Here is a 12508-nt window from a genome sequence, read left to right as displayed (position 1 = left end):
TGCTTCCCCCTGCTTTATTTTGGCGCGAAAGAGAATAACTGAAAGTTCTCACTTTTGACAGTGATGCATAATAACCACCGATTATCCGCGAGATTCTCTTGATCGGTACAATCGCAGCCAAGTTCTTCATGGGAACTTATTTAAAGTAAAGGAGGCAATTCTTATGACAGAAACATCCCGTCCGCAACAATCCGAAGCTTCGGAGTCCGTTGCTGAAAATTTAGGAGCTCCGGCTACGGACCGCCTCGATGTGTTCGACCAATTGATGAAGCCGGAAGTTCAGGAATCGCTCACTACTCTTGTGGACAATCTCCCAAAACTGACTGAAATGCTTTCATTCTTCACGAAGGCTTATGATTTTGGCAAATCGGTAGCTACCGATCCAGTGCTTGCAGAAGACACGATGGCTTCTCTTTCAGGCTTTACCAAACCTGTAACGGAAAAGCTCAAGAGCGTCTCTTCTGCAGCAATTGAAGCTGGGGACCGTGTACACAATCAGAATGATCAAGGACAAATCAGTGTATTTGGTTTGTTGAAGATGCTGAAAGATCCTCAAGTTCAAAAAGGGTTGCGTTATGCCCAAGCATTCTTGGACGTTATGAACGAACGCGATCAACAAAACAAGCGATAAAACATATAAATTATTCAAAGAACGGAGGATGGTCATGTCTAAACACATATTAATCCTGGGCGGAGGCTACGGCGGATTGCTGAGCGCTCTTTCTGCCCGGGAACACTTTGGCGTGAATGATGCTAAGATTACGCTTGTTAACCGTTTCCCGACTCATCAGATCATTACTGAATTGCATCGTCTGGCTGCAGGCAATATCTCGGAGAAGGCCGTTGCTCTCCCGCTGGATAAACTGCTCCGTGATGCTGACGTAAATCTGCGCATCGGTACAGTTAAAGAGATCAAACCAGATGAGCATTCTGTACATCTGGAAGACGGAAGCAATTTTACTTATGATATGCTGGTTGTTGCCTTGGGCAGCGAGACCGCATTTTTTGGCATTCCTGGACTTCAGGAAAACAGCTTTATCCTCAAATCTGTTAATGATGCTAACCGCCTGCGTGCGCATGTGGAGAGCCGTATTGCAGAATACAGCAAGACCAAAAACAAAGCAGATGCTACCATCGTGGTTGGCGGCGGCGGCTTGACTGGTGTTGAGCTTGTCGGTGAGTACGCTGATATGAAGAGCGAGCTTGCTCATAAATACGGTATCTCTCCTGATGAGATCAATCTGTATTGTGTTGAAGCAGCTCCTTCGATTCTGCCAGGCTTCCCTGCTGAATTGGTTGACCGTGCGACAACCAGCCTTCAAAAACGTGGTGTAACTTTCCTGACGGGTCTTCCGATCACGAAAATGGATGGTACAACGGTAGAATTGAAAGACGGCAGTACGCTTGAAACAAGTACACTCGTATGGACTGGCGGCGTTCAAGGCAATTCCGTCGTTGCTAACTGCGGCATTCAAGTAGATCGCGGCCGTGCAGTAGTGAATGAGTTCCTGCAATCTGCTTCCCATCCAGATGTATTCCTGGCTGGTGACAGTGCGGTAGTCTTTCCTTCTGAAGGAGGCCGTCCTTATCCTCCGACTGCACAGCTTGCTTGGCAGATGGGTGAACTTGTTGGTTACAACATGTTCGCGTATGCCAAAGGTGGAGCACTCGCTCCATTCGTTCCCGTGTTCTCCGGTACACTGGGAAGCTTGGGCCGTAAAGACGCGATCGGTACAATCGGCGCGAATAAAACCCAGCTTAAAGGTCTGCCTGCAACCATGATGAAAGAGGCAAGTAACCTTCGTTATCTGTCCCACATCAAAGGTCTGTTCACACTGGCTTACTAAGCCGGTTAGCAGTAAATAAAACCCGAGCCTCGAAGTCGAGTCTCGGGTTTTTTGCGTTAAAAATATTATTCAGCTAGTAGAATTCTTCCTTCCTGAGAGTCTATCCTTCCGATTTCTTGGAAAACCTATTCATAGAATAGATTCATTCTAGGTTCATTCAGAATGAACAAGAAACGGAGGTTAGAGGCCATTGTTTGGTTCATTTATTTATCAGGAGGAGACCCCGAATCCAGAGTGGGCACCTGAAGTGCTGGAGAGAGTAATCAAGAAAGTAGGCAGTGTGATCATCGGGCACGAGGAACAGGTACGTCTGACATTCATTGCAATGCTTGCAGGAGGTCATGTGCTGCTTGAAGATGTGCCTGGCGTAGGAAAAACCATGCTGGTTCGTACCGTTGCAGCCTGTCTTGGCTGCGATTTTGGACGGATTCAGTTTACCTATGATTTAATGCCGGGGGACATAACAGGAACCTCGGTCTATTATCCACACATCGGTGAATTTGAGTTCAGACCCGGACCTGTGCTCTCGAACATCGTCCTGGCGGATGAGATCAACCGCGCTTCGCCCAGAGCCCAGTCTGCTCTACTCGAAGCTATGGAGGAAAGGAAAGTTACAGTAGACGGTACAAGCTACCCGCTTCCGTCTCCGTTCTTCCTGTTGGCCACTCAGAACCCGTATGAGTTCGAAGGGACGAACCGCCTTCCGGAAGCGCAGATGGACCGGTTTCTGATGCGGTTGTCTTTAGGCTATCCGGGAATCGATAATGAAATGCTGATGCTGGAGCGGGAATCCAGCCAACATACCATTGAAAATGTAAAACCCCTTTTGCTGGGGTCAGAGCTTGTATCTATGCAGCGAATGGCAGCACGCGTTTATGTCGACGAGAGTATAAAAAAATACTTAGTTGCCGTCGCCGATGCTTCACGCAAGCATCAGGGTGTTCGTCTTGGCATCAGCCCGCGGGGGACGCTTGCCTGGATGCGTGCTTCACAGGCGGCAGCATTTATGGAAGGACGAATGTATGTTATACCGGATGACTGTTTACGGGTGGCGGTGCCGGTGCTTTCACACCGGATTCAGTTAGCTTACGATGCGCGTGCCGCTGGAATGGGCCAAGAAGGTGTGATTGAGACACTTCTAAGAATGTTTGAGCTCCCGCGGCAGCGCAGCCGTAAAGGGGGACGAGCATGAAGCATCGTATTCTGGAATGGGGAAGAGCGATAGGTATTTGGCTTGCGAGCGGAGGACTGTATATCTGGCTTGGCGGTCAATCCCTGCAGTTCCTCTGGTGGGTTTGCTCTGTGATGATCGTTAATGGTTTGCTGATCTCCATGTTTGGTCCTTCTCGTATAGAGATTAAGAGAACGATTACACCATCTTGTTTATACACAGGGGAGGATGCCGGGATGACCGTCACGATTCAGTTTAAATCGTGGATGCCTCTGCCCTGGATTATGCTGACTGACAAGATAGGCGGGCATACAATCCGCAAACTGTGGTTTCCTGGATTTCGACGTTCGGTAAGCTGTTCATATACGTTTCAGCCCTCCAAACGGGGAAACTGGACTTCTATGGACTCCGAGGTGGAATGGGGAGACATGTTCGGCTGGTTCCGTTCCAGCAGAACGGTACTGAGTCCTGCCGGACTGGTCGTTTTGCCGCGTCCATTAAGCCTGCGGGGATGGGGAGATTTAACCTTAGGTACGGAGGGAGAAGCAGAGGAGGTGCCGAAGGCGATACATTCTGCGCTTCCGGGACAAGGACTTCGTGATTATATTACCGGTGATCCGTTAAACCGGATTCATTGGCGAAATTCCGCTAAAATTGGGCGGCTCCAGACGATTCTGCCTCAACCGGGGCGGAGTATAGACCGGTGCATTATTTTAGATACATCAGAAGCCGGATATGCGCCGCTTAATGGATCATCTGCTGCTTTTGATCCAACATTTGAAGTGGCAGTCTCTGCAGCAGCAGGACTGCTCTATTCTTCTGTTATAACCTATGGGGCCACATCACTCTGGATTGGCGGAATAGGAAAAGCCTCCGTTCGATCGGCGAGAACGGAAAGGCAGGATGAACAGGATATTTTGCTGCCGTTAGCATACGTTCCTTATGAGCCCGGAGGTGATACGGCTGCCGGAATATTGCAGGGCGCGGCTGATGATGAGGGCAAGGAAACCGAACTGATCCTTGTGACCGGTCAGATCCATTACACATTGATAGAGGCAGCGATCCGCATAACAGCTTTAGGCAGAAGAGTGAGCATTTATTGTGTTTGTCCACCTGCACAGACAGTCATGGCACTTCAATCCTCCCAGCTGAATGAAAGATCGGAAGAGCCTGTACAGCCTGGATACGTTGAAGGGGGATTGGGTGACCGTTTTCTTGAAGCGGGGGGAAGACTGCTGTACATATTTGAGGAAAATATTTATGAAATCACCATGTCCAGAGGAGGCGGTGAGGATGGCGAATTTCAGCAGCTTATCAGATAAAGCTGGCTCTGATACTCCTGCTGCCGGCGTGCCGGGCCGATTTCGTAAGTTCAGTCCATCTTCATTCGGTTCGATAATTACGAGGCTCCTGATTACTCTGCCGATATTTGGCTTGTTTATGGAGTGGCTCCTTCCTCTGCAAGGATTAGGTGGAGATCAAAGTCCAATGATGCTGGATACCTTGCTGGTGCTGGCAGTGATTTTGCTGCTTCAGGGACTTTTTGCGATTCGGGGGTGGGTATGGCTCCCTTTAAATATTCTGTCTATTTTATTGCTGTGGGGAAGGCTGTTCGATGCTGAGCATCCATTAATGTGGTTGTTAAGCTATGTCACTGAGGTTCTTCCGGTCGATGCCGGCACCCTCACAGAGCGATGGCTCTTCAATGATCTGAGTAACGAGACAAGGGCACTTATTCTGCTGTTTGGCTGGAGTGTGATGGTGTCTGCTGTTCATACGCTTGCTTTACACCGCAGAACCATATGGTTGTTCGGAGGGACAACGATCAGTTATTTGGCGGCAATGGAAGTAGTGCTCGAAGACCCGCTTGCCATCCATATGTTCAGGAGCATTTGCTGCATCCTTATATCACAGGGACTGATGCTGCTTCTCAAGCTGAAGAATGAAGAATATCAGGATCAGGACCTTCACGGCAGGAGCAATAATATTAGGCCGAGAGTTTTACTTGGCTGGGCTGCGAGCATTCTGATGCTTACTGCCGCATTAACAAGTATCGTGCGCACAGCAGGAGAATATGTTCCGGCCAAGACAGGCTCTGAAATTTCAGTTTTTGCTATAGTTGATCAGTTCCAAGAATGGACTTCCGGAATGTCCAGGATAAATAAGAACCTGGGTGCAAGCATGTCAGGTTATGATTCTCTCGGAGCTGAAATGGGAGGACCGATGACGCTTGGCAAGGATTTGTTTTTCACAGCAGAAACACCAGCCCCCACTTATTGGCGAGGGGAATCTTTGGCGTATTATGACGGAAGACGCTGGATTTCGAACGGGCATGCAGGACTGTCTGCCGAAGTAGGTGAGGACTTAAGTGATATAATGCGTGCTCCGGATCGCGAAGCAAAGCCTATAATAGAACAAAAAATTATACTGGAGGCCCCTTATACTGCCGGTATTCCTCTCTTTTCGGGAGGTAGTGTTATCAAAATTACTGAAGTGAACGGTCTGGACGGTAGAAAGCTTAAGCCTGTTATTTATACTGAGCCGAGATCAGGTAATCTGTATTTTAAGGATGAAGTACCGGGTATTGGGGAGTATAGGCTTGAGACTGAGCTTCAGGCGTCTGCAGAAAAGCTGCAGCAGCATGCCTTGGGTCCTGATCCTGAAGCCATTATGAACACCTACCTGCAGCTGCCTGATTCACTCCCGCAAAGAGTTCGTGACATGGCAAAAAATATTACAGCTGGGTTCTCAGGAAGGTATGAAAAAGCAGAGGCTGTCAAATCCTATTTGCAGAGAGAGTATACCTATACGCTTAAAACCAAGATACCCCCGGCTGGAGAAGACTTTACAGATCATTTTTTATTTGATTTCAGGGAAGGGTACTGCACCCATTTTGCAACATCGATGGTCGTATTATTACGTGCACAGGGGATACCTTCCCGTTATGTTATGGGCTTTGCACCGGGAGAGAAGGTCCAGGGAACGGAGCAAACTTATCGTGTTACACAGGAAGAAGCTCATGCGTGGGTTGAGGTATATTTTCCCGGTGAAGGATGGATTTCTTTCGACCCTACCCCAGGGTTGAATATCGGGACAGACAGCCGTTCTGAACAGGAAGGGTTACCGGCCCAATCCTCGAAGAACAGCTCCTATCGTTTAATAGAGATGCTGAAGACACTGGGGGCCTCTATAGGGATCTGGTTCGCAGACCAAGAGCCTATGCGGTTAACCGCTTTTGCACTGTTTTTTCTGCCTTTGCTGTTACTTGGAGCTGGAGCCATGCTGCGAGGGTGGAGAAGGCCTGTTGGTGGGCGCAAAACGTCCGAAACTGTTACAGAGCGGGATCAATTGACTTTGGCATCCGAGCGTGTGTGGAAACAGATCGAGAAGAGATATGGCGCAATGAAGCCTGGAATAACCGTCAAAAAGTACATACATTCCTTATATATAAGCGATGACGATTTTCGAGCAGAAATTGAAAGGTTTGCGAGCCGGTGGGAACAGATTGCTTACAGGAAAGAACCCCTCTCACGAACGGAGAAAAATCTTTTTTTACGCCAATGCCGTACAATTGTTAAAAAACGGGTGTGAAAACTAATCTTCCTTTTCTTGACGGTAGGAATAGGGGTTGCGTATAATTGATCTCAGTAATTAAGGGAGGCCCGTTAATGAATAAGCCTAATGAAATCATCGTCGTCCTGGACTTCGGTGGACAGTATAATCAGTTAATTGCACGACGTATTCGCGATTTGGGTGTCTACAGCGAGTTGTTGCCTTACAATACACCAGTTGAGAAAATTAAAGATCTCTCGCCACGCGGTATTGTGTTCTCTGGTGGCCCTTCCAGTGTGTATGCTGAAAATGCACCACATGTAGATCCAGCTATTTATGATCTGGGACTTCCGATTTTCGGAATTTGTTATGGTATGCAGCTGATGGCACAGCAGCTTGACGGTAAAGTTGAGCGTGCGGCCAAGCGTGAATATGGTAAAGCCGATTTGGAGTTTAATGCAGATTCTACTCTGGTTAAAGGTCTCGAGCAGAAGCAATCGGTATGGATGAGCCACGGTGACCATGTTGTTTCACTGCCAACCGGCTTCAAATTGGATGCTGGTACAGAATCCGCTCCGATTGCTGCGATGAGCAACGAAGAGAAGAAGTTGTACGCTGTACAGTTCCATCCAGAGGTTCGTCACTCTGTACACGGAAACGACATGATCCGCAACTTCCTTTATGAAGTATGTAAATGCGAAGGCAACTGGTCGATGGAAAGCTTCATCGAGGAGCAGGTTCGTGAAATCCGTGATGTTGTAGGCGACAAAAAAGTCCTGTGTGCACTCAGCGGCGGTGTTGATTCTTCCGTTGTAGCTATGCTCATTCATAAAGCCATTGGTGATCAGTTGACATGTATGTTTATTGACCATGGCCTGCTTCGTAAAGGTGAAGCGGAGAGTGTAATGGATACGTTTGTCGGTAAGTTTGATATGAAGGTTGTCAAAATCGATGCGCGTGAGCGTTTTATGTCCAAGCTGAAAGGCGTAGACGATCCCGAGCAAAAACGTAAAATCATCGGTAACGAGTTTATTTATGTATTCGATGAGGAATCAAGCAAGTTTGATGACTTTGCATTCCTTGCTCAAGGCACGCTGTATACGGACATTGTTGAAAGTGGAACAGATACAGCGCATACGATCAAATCTCACCATAATGTAGGCGGTCTGCCTGAAGATATGAAATTCACACTGATTGAGCCGCTGAAGGCGCTCTTCAAGGATGAGGTTCGTAAAGTGGGCGAAGAGCTTGGTCTGCCAGAAGCCATTGTATGGCGTCAACCTTTCCCGGGTCCGGGTCTTGCCATCCGCGTACTTGGTGAAGTGACAGAAGAGAAGCTGACCATCGTTCGTGACTCTGATTACATTTTGCGTGAAGAAATTGCAAAGGCTGGCCTTGATCGTGAGATCTGGCAGTATTTCACGGCGCTGCCGAATATGAAGAGTGTCGGTGTCATGGGTGATGCCCGTACTTACTCCTACACAGTAGGTATTCGTGCGGTTACATCCATCGACGGCATGACTGCGGACTGGGCACGTATTCCTTGGGATGTGCTCGAGAAAATCTCCGTTCGTATCGTCAATGAAGTAGATAACGTAAACCGTATCGTGTACGATGTTACGTCGAAGCCGCCAGCAACGATCGAGTGGGAATAGGATAAAGACTATCGATCATCCAATGCTCATGTCCCTTAGCGTACAGGAATGTGACTTGGGTGACATCGAATTTTTATGAATATTTGCACGATACGTGCTCATAAACAATCCCTTTTATTTGCGATCCTGGCGAATAAAAGGGATTTTTTGTTATGGTCAAATCAAGGGCAATTCACGAGGAGGATGAAATACTTCATATTATGAATGATAGGGTTCAGCCTATATTTATATCGTAACCGAATAAAGTGCCAAGGGGGGCTGCAATGAGGCTCTATTAGGATGTATTACGGTGTATTGCGGTAAATTGGGGTGTTTTCCGTTATCATTTTTTACGCTCTGCTATGTTCATCATCAGAGTTAAAGTGCATCTAGAATACGAACATGAATGGGGTTATGCATAATGGAATTTATGACAAATGTCTTGTGTTTTTTAGCGGCGATTGGATTTATTTTATCCATTGCTGGATTAATTAAGGGTAATATTAAGTCGCTAGGAATAAGTGGAAGGAAAAAAAGTTTCTATTTATTGATTGCATCTTTTGTTTTTTTGCTTATTGTAGGGGCGTTAGCACCTGTTGAAGAGAGTGGGGTTACTCAGACCAATCCAACACAGCAGGAGGGCACAACTGTTCAACCGGATATAAAAGAAGTTCCGGATGACACAAAGCCATCGGATGAGAGTGAAACACCGTCAAGTGAGCCGAAGAGTGAGGATAAAACGTCTGACTCAACAAAAGATAAAACTGAAGCTAAAACCGAAGATAAGAGCGCAGATAAAACCACTGATAAAACTACCGATAAAACTACCGATAAAACTACCGATAAAACTACCGATAAGACAACAAATAAAGCCTCAGACAAGACTTCCACTAAACCTGGCGGGAAGCTTCAAGTGCATTACATAGATGTCGGGCAAGGTGCAAGCCAGTTGATTATAACGCCCGGCGGCAAAACCATGCTTATCGACGGTGGTGACAATGATGATGAACAACGCATGGTCAATTACCTGAACAAGCAAGGTGTCAAGAAAGTAGATATTTTGGTTGGAACACATCCAGATGCAGACCACATTGGCGGACTAGATGCTGTTGTGAATGCGTTTGATATTGGAAGTATATATATGCCCAAGGTTAGCTCCAGCACAAAAACATTTGAATCTTTGCTTACATCCATTGCAAATAAAAATTTGAAAGTCTCGACAGCTAAAGCAGGAATAAACCTGAAGCTGGATGAACAGTTAACCGTAAAAGTGATTGCTCCCGTTCATACTTCCGATGACAAAAATAATATGAGTGCTGTCATCAAGCTCACATACGGAAGCAGCTCATTTTTATTTACGGGTGATGCCGAAGCAGAGAGTGAGCAGGCCATGCTTTCCAGTGGCACTGATTTAAATGCGGATGTCTTGCTCGTTGGCCATCACGGTTCTAATTCATCGACAAGTCAGTCCTTTTTAAATGCGGTCAACCCTACCTATGCGGTAATTCAAGTGGGGAACAACAGTTACGGCCATCCGACCGACCGTATTATTAAGCGCCTTTCGGATAAGAAGATTAAAATATACAGGAACGATAAACAGGGCAATATTATTTTTACATCGAATGGGGAGAAAATCACCGTCTCCCAGAATGAGTGGAAAGCAGCGGCAGCGGATAAAACGACTACATCTGTTACTCCGCCAAAGAAAATCCAGCCGTCCACATCCACAGAAAAGACTGAAACATCACCGAAAAAAGACAACAGCCAGAACAGTTCTGTGTCCTACAAAAATTGCACTGAAGTACGAAATGCAGGAAAGGCTCCCTTATATGAAGGTGACCCTGGTTACAGCACGAAACTGGACAGAGATAGAGATGGAGTCGCTTGTGAGTAGAGAAGGGGTGAAGAACGATGAAGGGGATTGTTGACCGTTTTGAAGGTGATTATGCGGTTATTGAGGTAGATGGTAGAACAATAGACGTCAACAAAAAGGAAATATCCAGAGAGGTTAAATCAAATGACGTTGTTGTTCTGGTTGATGGTGTATGGAGAACCGACAAGGACCAGACAAAACGGCGTAAAAAACAGATCGAAGAACTGATGAAAAAAGTTTGGGAAGACTAGTGGAATTATAGAAGGAGCTCTCGAAGATTGATGATCTTGCGGGATGCTCCTTCTTTCTTTAGTCAGAAGTTTAAAGGGGGAGAAAGGATGCAGGATGCAACTCAAATTGGAGGTTTTTTTAGTTTGAATAGGACTCGTTAACTATATATTATCTGAAATGAAAGCTGAATCACGAACATTATAATAATTATTAATGATTAATATTCGTTTTTATTGTTGACAATTTTCGTGCTTGGTCCTAGAATAAGTGTAGGAAATGACAACAACGATAAGTGCTTTTTCGTATAATCCCGGGAATGGGCCTGGGAGTCTCTACAAGGTCACCGTAATGATCTGGCTACGAAAAGAAGAGCGGCAAGTGTACAGATACGTAACATGCTGCATCCGGAGTGTGAATGAACAGGTTTGTTCAGATTCCAGATGGAAGTGTGCCAAGCAGTGTACGGTTGTTTGCATCTCTTTTTTAAAGCGGGTGCCCTGGGAGAATTTGATCCCGGGGCTTTTTTTCGTCGTTAGTCACTAATTTTAAGGGGGATATCTCAATAATGGAGCGTTTCTTTAAACTAAAGGAACATGGAACAAATGTCAGAACCGAGATTATCGCAGGTTTGACGACTTTTATGACAATGGCATACATTCTTTTTGTCAACAACCTGTTTCTTGGTCCTGATGGTGCGGGCATTCCACAAGAAGGTGTGTTTTTTGCCACAGCCATAGGTGCGGGTCTCGTAACGATTGTAATGGGATTGTTCGTCAACATTCCGATCGCGCTTGCTCCGGGTATGGGGCTGAACGCTTATTTTATGACTGTCGTATTGAGCTCAAATGGCGCTATTACATGGCAGGCTGCCCTGGGAGCGGTTTTCCTCTCCGGTATTATTTTCATTATTCTTACGGTTACGAAAGTGCGTCAGATGCTATTAACTGCCGTACCTAACAATTTGAAAATTGCAATCACCATTGGTATTGGTTTATTTATTACGATCGTCGGATTGAAACTGGCTAACCTGGTTATGGTTAGTGTTAATCCAGGGACGGATATTAGTCATCCGGTAGCTGGCGGAGCTTTTAACTTGGCGTTGGGTAACTTTGTAGAGCAAAAAGATACATTGCTCGCTTTGATTGGACTGTTCTTGATCGCTATATTGATGGTTCTAAAGGTTAAAGGTGCTTTGTTGATCGGGATCGTAGGCACAACGCTGATCGGTATTCCGATGGGAGTTACGGATTTATCAGGACTTAGCGGTGCAAGCTGGCTTCCTTCGTTTGATAATCTTGCTGTTGGACAGTTGGACATTAAAGGTGCTATAGGCATCGGCCTCGTGGAAGTTATCTTTATCTTTACATTCGTAGAGCTGTTTGACACTTTCGGTACACTCGTGGGTACGGCAGGTCGTGCCGGACTTCTGAAAGATAAAGAAGGCGAGAAGAAGCTCGGTAAAGCGATGCTGGTTGATGCGGCTGGTGTCAGCGCAGGTGCTGTCCTTGGAACAAGTACTATAACATCATTTGTAGAGAGTGCTTCAGGTGTTGCTGCAGGCGGACGTACGGGCTTGACAGCAGTAACGACAGGTGTGTTGTTCGTTCTATCGTTGTTCCTTGCTCCGCTTGCGCTGGTTGTTCCTTCAGCAGCTACAGCCCCGGCTCTGATTATTGTTGGTGTTCTGATGATGAGCCAGATCGGCAAGATTGATTGGGATGATTTCTTCGTTGCTTTCCCGGCGTTCTTGACCATCATCTTGATGCCATTCACAGGCGGTATCGCTAATGGTATCTCCGCAGGTATTATTTCTTACGTGATTCTGGCTGTATTTGCAAAAATGACAGGACGCCGTGATATTAAGATCCATGGTCTGATGTGGATACTGTTCGTTATCATTGTCCTTCGATATGCATTTTTGGGTATCGAGTAATTACGAGTAATTAGTTGTAAACAAAGGAGCTTTCCCTGAAGATCTTAGGTCTTGAGGGAGGGCTCCTTTTTCGTTGCAAATGTATGTGAAGTTCGAAACCACATTCTTCTATATGAATTTTTTTAAAAAAAGTGTTGCAAAATATGTCGAAGGCATGCTATATTATAAATCCGCCCGAGAGATACGGACGGCACACGACTTGAGAGAGAACAAGCGAAATGAATTCGAAAAAATATTCGAAAAAAGTGCTTGCTAACTTCGATAGAG

At 46.2% G+C, this 12508-nt stretch carries 9 protein-coding genes and 1 riboswitch; all 9 genes read left to right on the top strand.

The genetic code is table 11. From position 1 onward, the window contains the following. Positions 1-163 precede the first annotated feature (163 nt). The 9 genes from BN1234_RS21035 (at position 164) to BN1234_RS20995 (ending at position 12241) form a co-directional block, all read left to right on the top strand. Positions 164-631, top strand: coding sequence for a DUF1641 domain-containing protein (locus tag BN1234_RS21035; protein ID WP_054958597.1), 468 nt, complete (start codon positions 164-166; stop codon positions 629-631). 34 nt (positions 632-665) lie between these two features. Next, on the top strand, positions 666-1847 hold the full coding sequence (locus BN1234_RS21030; protein WP_054958596.1) for an NAD(P)/FAD-dependent oxidoreductase: 1182 nt from the start codon (positions 666-668) through the stop codon (positions 1845-1847). A 190-nt stretch (positions 1848-2037) separates the two neighbouring features. Beyond that, positions 2038-3039: an AAA family ATPase gene (locus BN1234_RS21025; RefSeq protein WP_054958595.1), complete on the top strand. Its 1002-nt coding sequence runs from the start codon at positions 2038-2040 to the stop codon at positions 3037-3039. Beyond that, positions 3036-4340, top strand: coding sequence for a DUF58 domain-containing protein (locus BN1234_RS21020; RefSeq protein WP_054958594.1), 1305 nt, complete (start codon positions 3036-3038; stop codon positions 4338-4340). The genes BN1234_RS21025 and BN1234_RS21020 overlap by 4 nt, the downstream gene beginning before the upstream one ends. Next, positions 4312-6609 carry a transglutaminase TgpA family protein gene (locus tag BN1234_RS21015; protein WP_054958593.1) on the top strand — a complete coding sequence of 766 codons (2298 nt, stop codon included), beginning with the start codon at positions 4312-4314 and terminating at the stop codon, positions 6607-6609. The genes BN1234_RS21020 and BN1234_RS21015 overlap by 29 nt, the downstream gene beginning before the upstream one ends. 77 nt (positions 6610-6686) lie before the next feature. Then, positions 6687-8225 carry a glutamine-hydrolyzing GMP synthase gene (gene guaA / locus BN1234_RS21010; RefSeq protein ID WP_054958592.1) on the top strand — a complete coding sequence of 513 codons (1539 nt, stop codon included), beginning with the start codon at positions 6687-6689 and terminating at the stop codon, positions 8223-8225. Between the two features lie 400 nt (positions 8226-8625). After that, the gene (locus tag BN1234_RS21005) at positions 8626-10098 is read left to right on the top strand and encodes an MBL fold metallo-hydrolase (protein ID WP_054958591.1); all 1473 of its coding nucleotides are present in this window, start codon (positions 8626-8628) and stop codon (positions 10096-10098) included. A gap of 17 nt (positions 10099-10115) precedes the next feature. Next, a complete protein-coding gene (locus tag BN1234_RS21000) occupies positions 10116-10328 on the top strand; it encodes a DUF3006 domain-containing protein (protein WP_054958590.1) in 213 nt (70 codons plus the stop codon). Positions 10329-10588: 260 nt separating this feature from the next. After that, positions 10589-10688, top strand: a riboswitch (purine riboswitch). Positions 10689-10873: 185 nt separating this feature from the next. Next, the gene (locus BN1234_RS20995; RefSeq protein WP_054958589.1) at positions 10874-12241 is read left to right on the top strand and encodes an NCS2 family permease; all 1368 of its coding nucleotides are present in this window, start codon (positions 10874-10876) and stop codon (positions 12239-12241) included. Positions 12242-12508 lie beyond the last annotated feature (267 nt).

This window comes from Paenibacillus dakarensis, assembly GCF_001373415.1.
Lineage (GTDB): Bacteria > Bacillota > Bacilli > Paenibacillales > Paenibacillaceae > Paenibacillus_AQ > Paenibacillus_AQ dakarensis.
Note: the sequence above shows the minus strand (reverse complement) of the source record. Positions and strands in the feature narration are given on the sequence as shown.